We start from the raw sequence: 17,278 nt of genomic DNA, 5'->3' as shown, positions 1-17,278 counted from the left end.
GGGCGACCGGGAAATGGGGTCTGGATTGCCGGTTCTTCTCACGGAACCGCTTCCAATTTCACGGGGGCGTTACTCAACTTCTAATATATTTTTCGGGAGGGGGTTGTCCCGAATCCTACGTCGCATTCTCGTGGCCAGGATCGATGCGCATCGTGACCCATCGGCTGATGACACGCGCCGAATGCGAGGGGATTTATAGGCACTTTCATGCAAACGGCAATCCGCTTTTTGCATAATGCCGATCGCTACTGTGAGTGGAAAAACAACCGTGAAAGTATGGGGGACGCGAAAAAGAGCAAAAAAATGCGCAGCTGCCGAAGTGTAACCGGTTTCAATGCTCTCCTGAGCTCTGAAATGTGCATAAAATTGCAGCGAACGGATAACACAGCTTTTGGAAGAAATAATGCAGGCTCACAAGCTCTGCGAAAGCTTCGCCGAATGCGAGGCGCATTCAGATATGCGGTTAAACGTTTCACCTGACGATTGAAAAAGCTCACCTGGCGAATCATGCGCCGGAACGAAAAAGGGCGGTCCGAAGACCGCCCTTCCTATTTCCGGGAAAACCAGGAGATAGATCGGTGAAGCTTTATGGACGCTTCAGCGATAGGCTTTCGCCTATCACATCATGTCCATGCCGCCCATGCCGCCCATGCCGCCCGGCATGCCAGCCGGAGCGTCCTTCTTCGGCAGCTCGGCGATCATGGCTTCGGTGGTGATCAGCAGCGAAGCAACCGAAGCTGCGTCTTGCAGAGCCGTGCGAACAACCTTGACCGGGTCGACGATACCCATGGCGATCATGTCGCCGTATTCGCCGGTCTGGGCGTTGTAACCGAAGTTGTCCTGACCCTTCTCGAGGATCTTGCCAACAACGATCGATGCTTCGTCACCAGCGTTCTCGGCGATCTGACGGGCCGGAGCCTGCAGAGCGCGGCGAACGATGTTGATGCCAGCTTCCTGGTCGTCGTTCTCGCCCTTGACGGAGATCTTGGCGGAGGAACGCAGCAGGGCAACGCCGCCGCCCGGTACGATACCTTCCTGAACAGCAGCGCGCGTCGCGTTGAGCGCGTCGTCGATGCGGTCCTTCTTTTCCTTCACTTCGACTTCCGTCGAACCGCCGACGCGGATGACTGCAACGCCACCAGCGAGCTTAGCAAGACGCTCCTGCAGCTTTTCGCGGTCGTAGTCGGAGGTGGTTTCTTCGATCTGGGCCTTGATCTGGGCAACGCGGCCTTCGATGTCGGACTTGGCGCCCGAACCGTCGACGATCGTCGTGTTTTCCTTGGAGATCGAAACCTTCTTGGCGCGGCCGAGCATGTCGAGGGTAACCGACTCGAGCTTGATGCCGAGGTCTTCGGAGATGACAGTGCCGCCCGTGAGGATCGCGATGTCTTCGAGCATGGCCTTGCGGCGATCTCCGAAGCCAGGAGCCTTGACAGCAGCAATCTTCAGGCCGCCACGCAGCTTGTTGACGACGAGCGTAGCAAGAGCTTCGCCTTCGACGTCTTCAGCGATGATGAGGAGCGGCTTGCCGGTCTGAACGACAGCTTCGAGAACCGGGAGCATGGCCTGGAGGTTCGAGAGTTTCTTCTCGTGCAGGAGGATGAAGGCGTCTTCGAGATCAGCGATCATCTTTTCCGGGTTGGTGACGAAGTACGGGCTGAGGTAGCCGCGGTCGAACTGCATGCCTTCGACGACTTCGAGTTCGGTTTCAGCGGTCTTGGCTTCTTCGACGGTGATAACGCCTTCGTTGCCGACCTTCTGCATTGCTTCAGCAATGTCGAGACCGATCTGCTTTTCGCCGTTTGCGGAGATCGTGCCGACCTGGGCAACTTCTTCCGAGGTGTTGATCTTCTTGGCCTTGGCCTGGAGATCCTTCACGACTTCAGCAACAGCGAGGTCAATGCCGCGCTTCAGGTCCATCGGGTTCATGCCGGCTGCAACAGCCTTGGCGCCTTCGCGAACGATCGCCTGAGCGAGAACCGTTGCGGTCGTCGTGCCGTCGCCGGCGATGTCGTTGGTCTTCGAAGCAACTTCGCGGACCATCTGGGCGCCCATGTTTTCGAACTTGTCTTCCAGTTCGATTTCCTTGGCGACCGAAACGCCGTCCTTGGTGATGCGCGGAGCGCCGAAGGACTTGTCGATGATGACGTTACGACCCTTCGGGCCGAGCGTTACCTTCACTGCGTCAGCGAGAATGTCGACGCCACGCAGCATCTTTTCGCGCGCGGTGCGGCCGAATTTGATTTCTTTAGCTGCCATGATTGAAACTCCTGAATTCGAGTTGTCCGGGCTATGGGCCCGTAGCTAAAATCGGAAAGGGGAAAAACGGCTGATTAGCCGATGATGCCCATGATGTCGGCTTCCTTCATGATCAGAAGGTCTTCGCCGTTGATCTTGACTTCAGTGCCGGACCACTTGCCGAACAGAACGCGATCGCCAGCCTTGACGTCGAGAGCGACGACCTTGCCGGACTCGTCACGAGCGCCGGAACCGACGGCGACGATTTCGCCTTCCTGCGGCTTTTCCTTGGCGGTGTCGGGAATGATGATGCCGCCCTTGGTCTTTTCTTCGGACTCAACGCGACGGACAACGACGCGATCGTGAAGGGGGCGGAAATTGGTGCTTGCCATTGTCTAATCCCTCGATCAAATGACACTCGCAGGCCGAGAGCGGCCCGCACGGATGGGTGTTAGCACTCGTGCTTGGTGAGTGCTAGCGAGGCAGCATTTAGGAGTGGCCCAACGGGGAGTCAAGAACGGCCGCAATTTTTCTTCGCCGTCCTCACAAACAGCCTTAACAGCAAATCCTTGTCGGAAGTGCGACAGGTTGCGTTCTCTCCGAGATTTCCGAACGTCCTGAAGCTGGAGAGCTTTTGTATCCCCGGAACGTTTGCGGCACCCGCGGGGCGAGTGGCGTCAGGATTGCCGCGCATACACGCCGATGGTATCGAGCAGCTTGGGGCAGGGGGCGGCAACCGTGAACAAAACGATCGCGGCGGACGAAATCATAGCGGTACCGACACTTGGGGAGGCGGCGCGTGTATGGGCGCGCATCGGCTGCTTGGGCTTCGGCGGGCCGGCCGGTCAGATCGCCCTGATGCACACGACGATTGTCGATGAGAAGCGCTGGATTTCCGAGGAGCGCTTCCTGCACGGATTGAATTTCTGCATGCTGCTGCCTGGCCCGGAGGCTCAGCAACTGGCCACCTATATCGGCTGGCTGATGCACGGCGTGCGCGGCGGCCTCATTGCCGGCTTGTTGTTTGTATTGCCGGGCTTCCTTGTCATCCTGATGCTGTCGAGCCTCTACGCCGTCTTTCAGGAGGCCGCGTGGCTTCCCGCGCTTTTCTTCGGAGCAAAGGCTGCCGTTTTGGCAATCGTCATCGAGGCCTTGCTCCGGGTGCGGCGCCGAGCGCTGAGGGAGCGCTTTCATTATTATGTGGCCGGAGCGTCGTTCCTGGCTCTCTTCTTCCTGAACTTGCCGTTTCCTCTGGTTATCATCCTGGCCGGAGCAGCAGGCTTGTTATGGATGAAGTATTCCAAGCGTCGATTGGCAGCGCCGGTCTTGCCGCAAGCCTCTTCGCGCACGCATTTTCCCGCGGTTACGACGCATGTGATCGCAAGGCCTCTTGTGGTGCTCGTGTTCTGGATCCTTGTCTGGCAGTCGCCACTCTTTTTCATTCGCGGCCTCGATGTACCGACGGACCTGATCGCCGAAACCCTGAGCGGCGAAACCAATGTTTTCGGCGCGGTCTTCATCTTCTTCTCCAAGATGGCCGTCATCACCTTCGGAGGCGCGTACGCCGTCCTCTCCTATGTCGGCCAGGTCGCCGTCGGCCATTACGCCTGGCTTCAGCCGGCCGAGATACTCGATGGACTGGCACTTGCCGAGACGACGCCCGGGCCACTTGTTCTTGTTCTCTGTTTTGTCGGATTTCTCGCCGGCTATCGCAACCCGCTCGCCATGGCGCCGCTTGCCGGGGGCTTCCTTGGTGCTTTCCTCGCCGGCTGGGCGACCTTCGTGCCGAGCTTCATCTGGATCTTCGCCGGGGCTCCCTACATCGAGAAGCTGCGCAGCAACGAAAACCTCTCGTCGGCCCTTTCGGCGATCACCGCGGCGGTAGTCGGCGTCATCCTCAACCTTGCCCTTTGGTTCGGTCTGCACGTGCTCTTCGCCGAAGTTGGCCGTGCCGCACTCCTGTCCGGGAAAACCGGTCTGCCAATCGTCAGCGTCGCATGGCCGGAGTGGCGGACCCTCGATATCGCGGCGCTTGGGATCTTTGTAATGGCGTGCGTGATGCTCTTCCGATTCGAGAAGGGCCTCCTGACGATACTTGCTGTGTCGACTGCCGCAGGCCTGCTAATCAAAACGGGCGAGGCCCTTCTCTAATCGACGAGCACAGTTTTTTGCCGTTGCTCACTGCAAAATGCCTTGCCATCCCGGCATGCCTTTGCGATGTCACCTTGACTTAACGACAGCGGGAAATCGGAATGGCCAAGCGGATCGAGAACTTTGCAGAAATCACCAGCCACTACGACGCGGTGTTCTGCGATGTCTGGGGCGTCTTGCACAATGGAGCCGATCCCTTTCCCAAGGCGGCTGCGGCGCTGGAAGCAGCGCGCGGCGAGGGGCTAACCGTCGTTCTCATCACCAATTCGCCGCGCATCGCTCCGCAGGTCGTGACGCAGCTTCGCCAGATCGGCATCCAGGATGGCGCCTATGACCGCATCGTCACATCGGGCGACGTCACGCGGGGCCTGATCGCCGAGGGTCCGAAGAAGGTATTTCTGCTTGGACCGGATCGCGACGAGGCGATCATCGAGGGCCTTGGTGTCGAGCGCGTCGAGGCCAAGGATGCGGACTCGGTCGTCTGCACGGGCTTCTTCGACGACGAAACCGAGACCCCGGAAGACTACACCAAGATGCTGAAGGCATTTCAGGCGCGTGGCGTGCCGATGATCTGTGCCAATCCCGATCTGGTTGTCGAGCGCGGCCACAAGATCATCCCCTGCGCCGGCGCGATGGCGGCATATTACAATCAGCTCGGTGGCCAAACGCGCATTGCCGGCAAGCCGCACAAGCCGATCTACGAGGCCGTGCTATCTGCCGCCCGCGAAGCCCACGGGGACTTTCCGCTGAACCGTGTGCTTGCGATCGGAGACGGTATGCCGACCGATGTTCGCGGCGCTCTCGATTACGGGCTTGATCTCCTCTATATCAGCGGCGGCATCCACGCGACGGAATATACGCTGAATGGAGTGACCGACGAGGCGATCCTCACCGCCTATCTGGAGCGCGAAAGAGCGACGCCGAAGTGGTGGATGCCCCGCCTCGCATAACGAGCCTCGCAAGAGAAAAGCCAGCCGATGACCGTTTTTCACCGCAACGAAACCCGCGAACCCCTGCCGGCCCATCTGCATGGCGGCGTGATTGCCATCGGCAACTTCGACGGTGTGCATCGGGGCCATCAGTCCGTGCTCAACCGGGCCTTGGAGATATCGAGGCAGCGGGGCATTCCGGCACTGGTCCTGACGTTTGAGCCACATCCCCGCACTGTCTTCCGCCCGGAGCAGCCGGTCTTTCGCTTGACGCCGGCGCCGCTCAAGGCGCGCATCCTCGAAGCGATCGGCTTCAATGCCGTCATCGAATATCCCTTCGACCGGGAATTCTCACAGCGCTCGGCGGACGATTTCATCCATTCGATCCTCAAGGATTGGCTCAGCGCATCCGAGGTCGTGACCGGCTTCAACTTTCATTTCGGCCGCGGCCGGGAAGGCGGCCCGGCCTTCCTGATGGATGCCGGCCAGAAATACGGCTTTGGCGTGACGCTGATCGACGCGTTTCGTGACGAGAATACCGACGTCGTCTCCTCGAGCCACGTTCGCGAATTGTTGAGGGATGGCAATGTCAGCGAGGCGGCGGCGATGCTCGGCTATCACTATACGGTGGAAGCTGAAGTCATCGGCGGCGAGAAGCTTGGCCGTCAGCTCGGCTTTCCGACCGCGAATATGCGGTTGCCCGCCGAAGCAGACATTCAGGCGGGCATCTATGCCGTGCGCTTCCGCCTTGCCGATGGGACGCTCTATGATGGTGTCGCCAGCTACGGTCGCCGACCGACGGTCACCGACAATGGCGCGCCACTGCTCGAGACGTATCTCTTCGATTTCAGCGGCGACCTCTACGGGCAGCTCTGCTCCGTGTCCTTCCTCGGCTATCTGCGCCCGGAACTGAAGTTCGATGGCCTCGACCCCCTCGTGGAGCAGATGAACCGCGACAAAGAGGAGGCGAGTGCGCTGCTGACAGGCGTACAGCCGCTCGGCGAGCTCGACCGCAAGATCTGCTTCGCCTGAAGGTTCAGACGCTTTCGAAAATTGCGGCCCTTTCGGGACGACGGCCGTTGCCGTGTGGGGGCAGGGGTCTATGTCATCTGTTTGATTAGACGCGGATTCGCTGCGCCCCCAAGCACCGAAAGGCAATCATCAAATGGATAAAAGGTTTGGAACAGCAGCCTGCTGGCTGCTCATCATTCCCTATATCGGGCTCCTTTGGGTTCCCTTCTACAACTTTCACGACCCGGTTCTCTTCGGTTTCCCATTCTTCTACTGGTATCAGCTCGCCTGGGTGCCGGTTACCGCTTTCCTGACCTGGATCGCCTACCGGAGCATGCGCAATGACGACTGAACTCAACACCACCGCGCTTGCCGTCTTCGTTTTCTTCTTCGTGCTCGTCACGGTGATGGGGTTTGTCGCCACCCACTGGCGAAGGCCGAAGACGCTTGCCCATATCGACGAGTGGGGCCTTGGCGGCCGCAGCTTCGGCATCTGGATCACCTGGTTTCTGGTCGGCGGCGACTTCTACACCGCCTACACGGTCATCGCTGTTCCGGCACTGGTCTATACGGTTGGCGCCTACGGCTTCTTCGCGCTGCCCTACACCATTATTGTCTATCCCTTCGTCTTCATGGTCATGCCGCTCCTTTGGCAGCGGGCGAAAGACTTCGGCTACGTGACCGCCGGTGACGTGGTCCATGGCCAATACGGATCACGGGGTCTGGAGCTTGCCGTCGCCGCAACCGGTGTCATCGCCACGATGCCATACATCGCGCTGCAGCTCGTCGGCATGACCGCCGCGCTGAAGGCGCTGGGGCTGCATGGCGAGGTACCGCTGGCGATCGCCTTCATTGTGCTGGCGCTCTACACCTATTCGGCTGGCCTGCGGGCGCCGGCACTGATCGCCTTCGTCAAGGACATCATGATCTACATCGTGGTGATCGCCGCCGTGGCGCTCATTCCCTCGAAGCTTGGCGGCTATGCCAATGTCTTTGCTGCCGCTGATGCCGCGTTCCAGGCAAAGGGCTCCGGCAGCCTGCTTCTTCAGCCCAACCAGTATGTCGCCTACGCGACGCTGGCCCTCGGCTCGGCGCTTGCGGCCTTCATGTATCCGCATACGCTGACTGGCATCTTCGCCTCCAACAGCGGCAACACCATCCGCAAGAATGCTGCGTTGCTGCCGGCCTATACACTGCTGCTCGGCCTTCTGGCACTGCTCGGCTACATGGGACATGCCGCAGGCTTGAAGCTGGACAACGCCAACGATGTCGTGCCGGCGCTCTTCCAGACGCTGTTCCCGAGTTGGTTCGCGGGCTTCGCCTTCGCGGCGATTGCGATCGGTGCGCTGGTACCGGCGGCGGTGATGAGCATCGGCGCGTCCAACCTCTTCACCCGCAATTTCTGGAAGGCCTATGTCAATCCTCAGGTGACGGATGCCGGCGAGGCAAAGGTCGCGAAGGTGACGTCGCTCGTCGTCAAGGTCGGCGCGCTTCTTGTCATCCTTTTCCTGCCGACCCAATTCGCGCTCGACCTTCAGCTTCTCGGCGGCGTCTGGATCCTCCAGACGTTTCCGGCGCTGGTCTTCGGCCTCTACACCAATTGGTTCCGCGCGCCCGGTCTGATCGCAGGCTGGTTCGTCGGCTTCTTCGGTGGCACGCTCTTCGTCTGGATCAACGGCCTGAAACCGCTGCAGCCTGTCACCATCGGAGAGACCTCGTTTACCGTCTATATCGGCCTGCTGGCATTGGCGTTGAACGTCATCGTCGCCGTCATCGTCAATGTGCTGATCCCGGCAAAAGTGACGGCGCGCGCCTGATCGTCCCCCGAAAACAGAAGCCGCGGGCGGGCAAGTTCGCGGCTTTTCCATGCGATGACCTCATGGAATCCCTCTTCCTTTTCCCTGCAAAAGCGCCTATGAACCGGCGCGATGAACAAGTTCCGGCTGGCGATCACGATACGAATTATCGGCCCGGCCTTCCGCGCGCGCTAAGCGGCCGGAAGGTCCGGGTTTTCGGCGCTTGGACGACGAGCGCCTCCGTCACCAATTTTCAAGCCCGTTGCGCCCGCTCCCGTGGCGCCTAGAGACGATTGCTAGACATGACCGATACAGCCGAAAAAGTTGACTATTCGAAGACCCTCTATCTGCCGGAAACAGACTTCCCGATGCGCGCCGGTCTGCCGCAGAAGGAGCCGGAAACCGTTGCCCGCTGGCAGCAGATGGGCCTCTACAAGAAGTTGCGCGCTTCCGCCGCCGGCCGCGAAAAGTTCGTGCTCCACGATGGCCCTCCCTATGCCAACGGCAACATCCACATCGGCCACGCGCTGAACAAGATCCTCAAGGACGTCATCAACCGCTCGTTCCAGATGCGCGGTTTCGACGCCAACTACGTTCCCGGCTGGGACTGCCATGGCCTCCCGATCGAATGGAAGATCGAGGAAAAGTACCGCGAGAAGGGCAAGAACAAGGACGAGGTTCCGGTCAACGAATTCCGCCAGGAATGCCGTGACTTTGCCGCCAGTTGGATCAAGGTGCAGTCGGAGGAATTCAAGCGCCTCGGCATCGAGGGAGACTTCGACAACCCCTACACCACTATGAACTTCCACGCTGAATCGCGCATCGCCGGCGAACTCCTGAAGATCGCGAAGTCCGGCCAGCTCTATCGCGGCTCCAAGCCGATCATGTGGTCGGTCGTCGAGCGCACGGCGCTCGCGGAAGCCGAAGTCGAATACGCCGATGTCGAAAGCGACATGATCTGGGTGAAGTTCCCGGTGGCTGACGGCCCCAACGAACTCAAGGACGCCTTCGTGGTGATCTGGACGACGACGCCGTGGACGATCCCGGGCAACCGCGCGATCGCCTATTCCTCGCGGTATAGCTACGGCCTCTACGAGGTCGAAACGGCCGAGAACGACTTCGGACCGCAGCCCGGTGAACGGCTGATCTTCGCCAAGCGTCTCGCAGAAGAGTCGGCCGCGAAGGCGAAGGTGACCCTCAAGTTCGTCCGCGATGTCGCGGCGGCGGAATTTGCCGCGATCACCTGCGCACACCCTCTGCATGGCCTTGGCGGTGGCTATCACTTTGAAGTGCCGCTCCTCGACGGCGACCATGTCACCGACGAGACGGGCACCGGCTTCGTCCACACCGCGCCGAGCCATGGTCGCGAAGACTTTGACGCCTGGATGGACAACGCCCGGGCACTCGAAGCGCGCGGCATTTCGTCCGCGATCCCGTTCCCGGTCGACGATGCCGGCTTCTTCACGGCCGACGCGCCCGGCTTCGGTCCGGACGCCGAGGGCGGTGCTGCTCGCGTCATCGACGACAAGGGCAAGAAGGGCGATGCCAACGAGCGTGTCATCAAGGGGCTGATCGGTCGCCATGCGCTGTTTGCGCGCGGCCGCCTCAAGCACTCCTATCCGCATTCCTGGCGTTCGAAGAAGCCGGTCATCTTCCGCAACACGCCGCAGTGGTTTGTCTACATGGACAAGGAACTCGGCGACGGCTCGACGCTGCGTTCGCGCGCATTGAACGCGATCGACGCAACCCGCTTTGTGCCGGGAGCCGGCCAGAACCGCCTGCGCGCCATGATCGAACAGCGCCCCGATTGGGTCCTGTCGCGTCAGCGCGCCTGGGGCGTGCCGATCTGCCTGTTCGTCGATGATGACGGCGGCATCCTGCAGGATGATGCCGTCAACGCCCGCATCCTGAAAGCCTTCGAGAACGAGGGCGCCGATGCCTGGTTCGCCAATGGTGCTCGCGAGCGCTTCCTGGGCGAGAAGGCGAATCAGCCCTGGACGCAGGTGATGGACATCCTCGACGTCTGGTTTGACTCGGGCTCGACCCACACCTTCACGCTGGAAGATCGTCCCGACCTGAAATGGCCGGCCGATGTCTATCTCGAGGGATCGGACCAGCACCGTGGCTGGTTCCACTCGTCACTGCTGGAAAGCTGCGCGACGCGCGGCCGTGCGCCTTACAATGCCGTCGTCACCCATGGCTTCACCATGGATGAGAAGGGCGAAAAGATGTCGAAGTCCAAGGGCAACACCGTCACCCCGCAGGAGGTGATGAAGGATGCCGGCGCAGACATCCTCCGTCTTTGGGTCATGACGACGGACTATTGGGAAGACCAGCGCCTCGGCAAGGCGATCATTCAGACGAATATCGACGCCTATCGCAAGCTGCGCAACACGATCCGCTGGATGCTCGGCACGCTGGCACACGACAAGGGCGAGGTTATTGCGCTTGCCGATCTGCCGGAACTCGAGCAGCTGATGCTGCATCGTCTGGCGGAACTCGATCAGCTCGTCCGCGAAAGCTACGACGCCTTCGAGTTCAAGAAGATTGCCCGCGCGCTCATCGACTTCGCCAACGTCGAGCTGTCGGCCTTCTACTTCGACGTCCGCAAGGATGCGCTCTACTGTGATGCGCCGTCGAGCCTGCGCCGTCGTTCGGCCCTGCATGTCATTCGCACCATCTTCGAATGCATGGTGACCTGGCTGGCGCCGATGCTGCCGTTTACGACGGAAGAGGCCTGGCTGTCGCGCAATTCTTCGGCTGTATCGGTTCACCTCGAGCTGTTCCCGACCATTCCGGCCGAATGGAAGAACGAGGCACTCGCCGAGAAGTGGAAGAAGATCCGCGCCGTTCGTACGGTCGTTACCGGCGCGTTGGAAATCGAGCGCAAGGACAAGCGCATCGGCTCTTCGCTGGAGGCTGCCCCGGTTGTCCACGTCGCCGATGCGGAGCTCCTGAAGGCACTTGAGGGTCAGGACTTCGAGGAAATCTGCATCACTTCGGGCATCGTCGTAGACAGCGCCGAAGGACCGGCAGATGCCTTCCGTCTACTCGAGGTTTCAGGTGTCAGCGTCGAGCCGAAACTGGCCGAAGGCACCAAGTGCGCTCGCTCTTGGCGGATCACCACGGATGTCGGCTCCGATCCCGCCTATCCGGACGTCTCGGCCCGTGATGCGGCTGCATTGCGCGAACTATCGGTGCAAAACTGAAGAATATTGCCGGGTGAATTGCCTAACGGTGGTTCATCCGGTAAAAGCTGCCTGAAAATGGCCGGATTTTTGCGTCAGGGGGACGATTGTCCGGTAGGGCGAAGATTGCACCGGCATGGCTGGAAGGGTTTTCATGTTATCAACGCGTTGGTTCCGTTTGGGCGTCTGCCTGACCGTCGCCGTGGCAGGCGGCTCGCTGATTTCCGGCTGCGTGGGGAGCCCGCGCTACGGAACAGACAAGACCGCCATGGAACAGCTGACCGACGACATTGGTCAGTCCGTTTCTCTCACCGGCGACGGTCCGAAGAACAAGGGCGTCAAGTACAGCGCTCGTCCGGGCCTCGTTCTGCCGTCCGCAGCAGCCAAGCAAACCCTCGCCGAGCCGCAGCAGACCATCGCCAGCAAGGATAATCCGCAGTGGATCGAATCCCCGGAAGAAACGCGCGCCCGTCTGGTCAAGGAAGCTGACGAAAACAGCGACAACCCGAACTATCGCTCGCCGCTCGCAAGCGACAAGGTTGAAGGTGGTCGGCAAACGACTGAGGCCCAGACCAAGGCTTATCGCGAGGCTCGCGCCGCCCAGAAGGGTACCTATACAGATCGCCGCTACATCTCGGATCCGCCAACCGAATATCGCGCGGTCGACGATCCGGCAAAGCTGGACGATCTCGGCGAACCGGAGCTGAAGAAGGCGAAGAAGAAGAAAAAGGAAGCTGCGATCGCCGGTACCGGCAAGCAGTGGTGGAATTTCCTCCAGTAAGGTTTCAAGCGGGGCAGTCAGCCCCGCTTTGCTTTTGCCCACCTGTCAATCAGCAAGGCGTCCAGAAACTGGCAGGCTAGGAAGATCCTGCGGGCGGCCCGATCTTCGTGCTCCTGTTACGGCATATCCCGCTTCTGCGCGAAGAATGTCCGAAGGATTTCGGTGGATGTCGTTTCTTGCAAGCCGGAATAAACGTCCGGGGCGTGATGGCAGGTAGGTTGCTGGTAGAAGCGCACGCCGTTGTCGACGGCGCCACCCTTAGGGTCTTCCGCGCCATAATAGAGCCTGCGAATGCGCGCGAAGGATATGGCCGCCGCGCACATCGTACAGGGTTCCAGCGTGACGTAGAGGTCGGCGCCGGTCAGCCGTTCCTGACCAAGCTCTTCGCAAGCCATTCGAATGACGGCGACTTCGGCATGGGCGGTCACGTCGTTAAGCTCGCGCGTACGGTTGCCTGACGCGGCGACCACGGCCCCGTCAATCACCAGAACCGCTCCGATCGGCACCTCGCCACGCTCTCGGGCGGCGCGGGCCTGGTCCAGCGCCAGCTCCATAAATTGATTTGTCTTCACGATCCGACAATTTCCACTTAACCGCAGGGGCGCGACCTGATAGGAAGGCCCGAAAAGGCAGGCAAACAACAAATGACATTCAAAGACAAGCCAAAACGGCCAGGCGGCAAGCCATCCCCGCGCAATGCCGGCCCAAAATCCGGTGCCAAGCCGGCAAAGGCGCTCGTCGAGACCGAGGCGGACGACGTCGCCGAGGGCGATGCCAAGGCCGAGCGCATCTCGAAAGTGATGGCGCGCGCCGGCGTCGCATCGCGCCGCGATATCGAGCGCATGATCATGGACGGCCGCGTCAAGCTGAACGGCAAGCTCCTCGACACGCCCGTCGTCAACGTCACCTTGGCCGACAAGATCGAGGTGGACGGCGTTCCGATCCGCGGGATCGAGCGCACACGACTCTGGCTTTATCACAAGCCCGCTGGCCTCGTGACCACCAACATGGACCCGGAGGGACGGCCGACGGTTTTCGATAACCTGCCGGAAGACCTGCCGCGCGTCATGTCGATTGGCCGCCTCGACATCAACACCGAGGGTCTGCTGCTTCTGACCAACGATGGTGGCCTCGCCCGCGCGCTGGAACTGCCGACGACGGGCTGGCTACGCCGCTACCGCGTGCGCGCCCACGGCGAGATCGACCAGGACGCGCTGGACAAGCTCAAGGACGGCATTGCCGTCGATGGTGTCCTCTACGGCGCAATCGAAGCGACCCTCGATCGCACGCAGGGCTCGAACGTCTGGCTCACCATGGGCCTGCGCGAAGGCAAAAACCGCGAAATCAAGAACGTGCTCGGCGCGCTCGGTCTCGACGTCAACCGTCTGATCCGCGTTTCTTACGGCCCCTTCCAGCTCGGTGACCTGCCGGAGCGCGACGTCGTCGAAGTGCGTGGCCGCACCTTGCGCGACCAGCTTGGCCCGCGCCTGATCGAGGACGCGAAGGCCAATTTCGACGCGCCGATCTACAACACGCCTGCTGTTGTTGCCGAGGAAGAGCCGGAAGCGAAGCCGGAGCGCCGCGAACGCCCCCGCAAGCCTGAGGACAAGCGCGAGCGTGCGCTGAGCCGCCTCGACACCAAGCGGGACGACCGCCGTGATGACCGTCGCGATGGTGGCCGCATGGACGATGATCGCCCGAAGCGCCCCGCGCTCGGCAGCCGCCGCAACGCCAATGTCTGGATGGCGCCGGGCGCCCGACCGCTCGGCGAAAAGGCGGCCGCCAAGGCCGAGAAGAATGCGAAGACCGCCCGCAAACGCGGCGAGGCTCCGGGTTCCGCAAAGCCCGAGCGCTCGAGTCACGGCGACGACCGGCCGCGCGTTCAGATCAACCGCGCCCGCGATGACGAGGGCGAGTGGATCCGTTCCAGCGAGATCGTTCGCAAGCCGAAGGATGAAGGCGACGAGGGCTTCGGCCGGAAGCGCTCTTTCGGGGATCGTCCGGCTCGCGGTGAGCGGTCCTTTGGTGACCGCCTGGCGCGTGGCGAACGTTCGTTTGGCGACCGTCCCGCCCGCAGCGACAGACCGCACGGCGATCGCCCTTCGCGTGGCGACCGTCCCTTCGGTGACCGCCCTCGCGGGGATCGCAAGCCGCGCGAAGAGGGTGACGAGCGTCCGCGTTCATTTGGGGATCGTCCCCGTGGCGACCGCCCGTTTGGCGACAAGCCACGCGGCGATCGGCGCCCCCGCGCCGAGGGCGACGAGCGTCCTCGCGCCAAGAGCTTCTCGGGCGAGGCCCGTTCGGAGCGTCCGGCCGGCAAGTCCTTTGGTGACAAGCCGCGCGGCAAGAGCTTCGGCGGCAAACCCGGCGGCGGCAAGAATTTCTCCGGCAAGCCGAAGGGCGACAGGCCGGGCGGCGGTGGCAAGCCTTCGGGCGGGCCGTCGCGGGGTGGACCGAAAGGAAAGGGAATGACGCGCGGTGCGGATCGTCGGCGGTGAATTTCGCGGACGGCCGCTTGCCGTACCGAAGTCAAACGACATCCGGCCGACAGCCGACCGGACGCGTGAGAGCCTGTTCAATATTCTGAGCCATGCCTATCCGGAATGCGTCGACGGCACCCGGATACTGGATCTCTTTGCCGGCACCGGCGCCGTCGGCCTCGAAGCCGTCTCCCGCGGCTGCCGCCATGCGCTATTCGTCGAAAACAGTGTCGAGGGCAGGGGCCTGCTTTGGGAAAACATCGATGCGCTCGGCCTGCATGGCAGGACGCGCATCCTGAGGCGCGACGCGACCGATCTCGGCAGCGTCGGCAATCTCGAGCCGTTCCAGATGCTGTTTGCCGACCCGCCCTATGGCAAGGGTCTCGGCGAAAAGGCGATGGCCGCCGCCGCCAAGGGCGGTTGGCTGCAACCGGGCGCGATTGCGGTTCTTGAGGAACGCGCAGACGTTGCCGTTTCGGTCGATCCTTCCTATCTGTTTTTGGAAAACCGAACGTTCGGCGATACCAAGGTTCATTTCTTCCGCTATCAGCCCGAATAAGGGCTGAGGAAATCGGGGGCAGCGGTGCAGCAGGCAGGGACGATGGAAACCGAGGTGCCTGCCCCACGCGGCACATCACGAGCTATGCCCACTGTTGCTGTTGCCTTCGGCGGAGGCGGCGCGCGCGGCCTCTCCCACATCCACATCATCGAAACGCTGGATGAGCTCGGCATTCGCCCCGTGGCGATTGCCGGATCCTCGATCGGCTCGATCATGGGCGCGGGGATGGCGGCCGGAATGACCGGCGAAGCCATCCGCGAACATGTGATGATGACGGTCGGCAACAAGGCTGCCGTTGTCAGCCGCCTGTGGGGCCTGCGACCGCAGACGGTGCGCGATGCCGTTGCCAACGGCGTGCGCATCGGCCAGTTCAATCTCGAGCGTATCCTGAAAGCCTTCCTGCCCGCCGATCTGCCGGATCGCTTCGAGGACCTCTCAATCCCGATGACAGTGACGGCGACCGATTACTACGGCCAGTGCGAGGTGCTGACGAGCGGGGGAGCGCTGCTCCCGGCGCTGGCGGCTTCCTCCGCGATCCCCGCCGTCTTCATGCCGGTGCGGCTGCACGGTCGGGTGATGATCGATGGCGGCATCAGCAATCCCGTGCCTTACGAATGCCTGATGGATCGCGCCGACATCGTCATCGGCATCGACGTCGTAGGCGCGCCGGAAGGAGATGGCGCCCACATTCCAAACCGGATGGAAAGTATCTTCGGCTCCGGCCAGCTGATGATGCAGACCGCGATTTCCCTGAAGCTGCGGCTGCAGGCGCCGCACATCTTCCTTCGCCCCGCAGTCGGGCGCATCGGCGTGATGGATTTCCTCAAGGCGCGCCAAGTCCTGTCCATGTCGGTCGGCGTCAAGGACGAACTGAAATACGCACTCGATCGGGAGATCGAGGCGCGGATCGCCTCCTAGAAGCTTCGCCCAGGCTTAGTAGCCGTTAATGCCGGCCCCACGAACCGGGCCAATCCCCGCGGGAGTTGCGTAGGTGGTATTCCCTGCGCCCGAGCCGGTGGTTGCACACCCGGAAAGGGCAAGGATCGCGATGGCCGCGACGGCCAGAAGACAGCGTAGAGGCATGGCATTGTCCTATCATCGAAGACTGCGCGGGCCTCAGGGGCCGGAGCGGATACTCCCGCAAATCAATGGCGATGGCAACGGGTAGCTAAGAGCGTAGGTTCGATGCGCTGCCCGGAATTGATCTCCGGATGCATCCTCACTCGTCCGGGCTATGGCTCGGACATCAACACAGCCCGCCCGGTTCGCCGTGGCGCGCTTTGTCGTAGCCAGCATTCGTGGGTGCCCGGCAGGAAAAGGTTACCACCGTCGGCTAGTGCGGCGCACGTCGACGATGCGCCCATCCCTTTGACGGACCCCTATCTCGTAGCGGTTCCCATTGCGGATTGCGCGATAGGTAAAGTACCTCCCGCGGCAATTATCCCGAATGACGTCGCGAAATCCCCGGGTACGAAGCAGCCTCGCACCCTGAGGGCAGGTTATCGGTCGCCCGTGGTTCAGGCTGCTGCCGGAGCCGATGATGATCTGAGCGCTCGCTTCTTGGGGAAGCGCGACCGGTGAGACGAATACGACCAGAGCAAGTGCACATGAGAGAAGCGAAGATCCGAGTATAGCCTTGAGACTCATAACATCCTCCGGGTTAGCCCGCCTGAGTAAGGCAGGGCATGAGAAAATCGCCTAAGTTGTGGCTCAATACAAGTGATGACTCGACGACCCAGCCGGGGGAGTACGCTCATCAAACTCTAACGAACCTGCCACGCCTCTCAACGCGGCTTTACAAGGTGGCAAAACGCCCCCGCGATATCTAACTAGAACGGATAACTTAACACGGCCCGATTGCAAGAGCATGCTTGCTTTGATGGTGAACGGGACAAACACTAGTAGTTTCTGGCAGGGGGGCGTCTGCGGCGCCGGCAGCCTGTTGTTCAATGCCTGGATCGTGCCGTTCCTCACACGAGCCTTCGACAAAGTCGGTGCCGGGCCCGAAGAGGTGGCTGATGCCGTTTTCCGATGGATCGAGCAATACATAGACCTCGGTATCTCGAGTGGGGGCAACTTGTGGAGTGCTCCCGACCCGGATTTCCTTCGACTTGTCTACTACGCGTTGCAGGTTGCGTCCCGGCT

Annotated in this window: 14 protein-coding genes; 10 read left to right on the top strand and 4 right to left on the bottom strand. The window is 61.5% G+C overall.

Annotation, left to right across the window (positions count from 1 at the left end; all coding sequences use genetic code 11):
- Window positions 1-618: 618 nt before the first annotated feature.
- Both groL and groES read right to left on the bottom strand, forming a co-directional pair.
- Window positions 619-2,259, bottom strand: coding sequence for a chaperonin GroEL (gene groL, locus AC1DPR_RS11870; RefSeq protein WP_018116667.1), 1,641 nt, complete (start codon window positions 2,257-2,259; stop codon window positions 619-621).
- A 74-nt stretch (window positions 2,260-2,333) separates the two neighbouring features.
- Entirely contained in the window at window positions 2,334-2,630 is a 297-nt protein-coding gene (gene groES, locus AC1DPR_RS11865; RefSeq protein WP_004675403.1) for a co-chaperone GroES, read from the bottom strand.
- Window positions 2,631-2,940: 310 nt separating this feature from the next.
- On the opposite strand from groES, the gene chrA reads away from it, so the two are divergent.
- The 7 genes from chrA to AC1DPR_RS11830 all read left to right on the top strand — a co-directional run bounded on the left by chrA (window position 2,941) and on the right by AC1DPR_RS11830 (window position 12,094).
- The gene (gene chrA, locus AC1DPR_RS11860) at window positions 2,941-4,389 is read left to right on the top strand and encodes a chromate efflux transporter (RefSeq protein WP_018856917.1); all 1,449 of its coding nucleotides are present in this window, start codon (window positions 2,941-2,943) and stop codon (window positions 4,387-4,389) included.
- Between the two features lie 101 nt (window positions 4,390-4,490).
- On the top strand, window positions 4,491-5,339 hold the full coding sequence (locus AC1DPR_RS11855) for a TIGR01459 family HAD-type hydrolase (RefSeq protein WP_113470007.1): 849 nt from the start codon (window positions 4,491-4,493) through the stop codon (window positions 5,337-5,339).
- Between the two features lie 27 nt (window positions 5,340-5,366).
- The gene (locus AC1DPR_RS11850) at window positions 5,367-6,350 is read left to right on the top strand and encodes a bifunctional riboflavin kinase/FAD synthetase (RefSeq protein WP_018856918.1); all 984 of its coding nucleotides are present in this window, start codon (window positions 5,367-5,369) and stop codon (window positions 6,348-6,350) included.
- A 133-nt stretch (window positions 6,351-6,483) separates the two neighbouring features.
- Window positions 6,484-6,681, top strand: a complete 198-nt coding sequence (locus AC1DPR_RS11845; RefSeq protein ID WP_018856919.1) for a DUF3311 domain-containing protein — start codon at window positions 6,484-6,486, stop codon at window positions 6,679-6,681.
- Window positions 6,671-8,146 (top strand): monocarboxylate uptake permease MctP, encoded by a 1,476-nt coding sequence (mctP, locus tag AC1DPR_RS11840; RefSeq protein WP_018856920.1) that lies wholly within the window; start codon window positions 6,671-6,673, stop codon window positions 8,144-8,146. The genes AC1DPR_RS11845 and mctP overlap by 11 nt, the downstream gene beginning before the upstream one ends.
- A gap of 281 nt (window positions 8,147-8,427) precedes the next feature.
- The gene (ileS, locus tag AC1DPR_RS11835; protein WP_025659446.1) at window positions 8,428-11,334 is read left to right on the top strand and encodes an isoleucine--tRNA ligase; all 2,907 of its coding nucleotides are present in this window, start codon (window positions 8,428-8,430) and stop codon (window positions 11,332-11,334) included.
- A gap of 133 nt (window positions 11,335-11,467) precedes the next feature.
- Complete coding sequence (locus AC1DPR_RS11830) at window positions 11,468-12,094, top strand: hypothetical protein (protein WP_018856922.1); 627 nt, start codon at window positions 11,468-11,470, stop codon at window positions 12,092-12,094.
- 116 nt (window positions 12,095-12,210) lie between these two features.
- Here the strand turns inward: AC1DPR_RS11830 and AC1DPR_RS11825 are convergent, their stop codons facing one another.
- A complete protein-coding gene (locus AC1DPR_RS11825; protein ID WP_018856923.1) occupies window positions 12,211-12,648 on the bottom strand; it encodes a nucleoside deaminase in 438 nt (145 codons plus the stop codon).
- A 90-nt stretch (window positions 12,649-12,738) separates the two neighbouring features.
- On the opposite strand from AC1DPR_RS11825, the gene AC1DPR_RS11820 reads away from it, so the two are divergent.
- Genes AC1DPR_RS11820 through AC1DPR_RS11810 form a run of 3 tightly spaced genes read left to right on the top strand, consistent with a single transcriptional unit; the run spans window position 12,739 to window position 16,051 of the window.
- Window positions 12,739-14,592, top strand: a complete 1,854-nt coding sequence (locus AC1DPR_RS11820) for a pseudouridine synthase (protein ID WP_113470006.1) — start codon at window positions 12,739-12,741, stop codon at window positions 14,590-14,592.
- Window positions 14,573-15,133: a 16S rRNA (guanine(966)-N(2))-methyltransferase RsmD gene (gene rsmD / locus AC1DPR_RS11815; RefSeq protein ID WP_018116136.1), complete on the top strand. Its 561-nt coding sequence runs from the start codon at window positions 14,573-14,575 to the stop codon at window positions 15,131-15,133. The genes AC1DPR_RS11820 and rsmD overlap by 20 nt, the downstream gene beginning before the upstream one ends.
- A gap of 42 nt (window positions 15,134-15,175) precedes the next feature.
- On the top strand, window positions 15,176-16,051 hold the full coding sequence (locus AC1DPR_RS11810) for a patatin-like phospholipase family protein (protein WP_477816405.1): 876 nt from the start codon (window positions 15,176-15,178) through the stop codon (window positions 16,049-16,051).
- A gap of 15 nt (window positions 16,052-16,066) precedes the next feature.
- Here the strand turns inward: AC1DPR_RS11810 and AC1DPR_RS11805 are convergent, their stop codons facing one another.
- Window positions 16,067-16,216, bottom strand: a complete 150-nt coding sequence (locus AC1DPR_RS11805; RefSeq protein WP_167354932.1) for a hypothetical protein — start codon at window positions 16,214-16,216, stop codon at window positions 16,067-16,069.
- Between the last annotated feature and the right edge of the window lie 1,062 nt (window positions 16,217-17,278).

This window comes from Rhizobium sp. 01T417, assembly GCF_056398905.1.
The sequence above is the reverse complement of the archived record's forward strand: the minus strand, read 5'-3'. Positions and strand labels throughout refer to the sequence as shown.

Bases quoted from the DNA above. Each gene is read 5' to 3' on its own strand.
- groL (WP_018116667.1), bottom strand. From the start codon at position 2,259: ATGGCAGCTAAAGAAATCAAATTCGGCCGCACCGCGCGCGAAAAGATG.
- groES (WP_004675403.1), bottom strand. From the start codon at position 2,630: ATGGCAAGCACCAATTTCCGCCCCCTTCACGATCGCGTCGTTGTCCGT.
- chrA (WP_018856917.1), top strand. From the start codon at position 2,941: ATGGTATCGAGCAGCTTGGGGCAGGGGGCGGCAACCGTGAACAAAACG.
- AC1DPR_RS11855 (WP_113470007.1), top strand. From the start codon at position 4,491: ATGGCCAAGCGGATCGAGAACTTTGCAGAAATCACCAGCCACTACGAC.
- AC1DPR_RS11850 (WP_018856918.1), top strand. From the start codon at position 5,367: ATGACCGTTTTTCACCGCAACGAAACCCGCGAACCCCTGCCGGCCCAT.
- AC1DPR_RS11845 (WP_018856919.1), top strand. From the start codon at position 6,484: ATGGATAAAAGGTTTGGAACAGCAGCCTGCTGGCTGCTCATCATTCCC.
- mctP (WP_018856920.1), top strand. From the start codon at position 6,671: ATGACGACTGAACTCAACACCACCGCGCTTGCCGTCTTCGTTTTCTTC.
- ileS (WP_025659446.1), top strand. From the start codon at position 8,428: ATGACCGATACAGCCGAAAAAGTTGACTATTCGAAGACCCTCTATCTG.
- AC1DPR_RS11830 (WP_018856922.1), top strand. From the start codon at position 11,468: ATGTTATCAACGCGTTGGTTCCGTTTGGGCGTCTGCCTGACCGTCGCC.
- AC1DPR_RS11825 (WP_018856923.1), bottom strand. From the start codon at position 12,648: ATGGAGCTGGCGCTGGACCAGGCCCGCGCCGCCCGAGAGCGTGGCGAG.
- AC1DPR_RS11820 (WP_113470006.1), top strand. From the start codon at position 12,739: ATGACATTCAAAGACAAGCCAAAACGGCCAGGCGGCAAGCCATCCCCG.
- AC1DPR_RS11810 (WP_477816405.1), top strand. From the start codon at position 15,176: ATGGAAACCGAGGTGCCTGCCCCACGCGGCACATCACGAGCTATGCCC.
- AC1DPR_RS11805 (WP_167354932.1), bottom strand. From the start codon at position 16,216: ATGCCTCTACGCTGTCTTCTGGCCGTCGCGGCCATCGCGATCCTTGCC.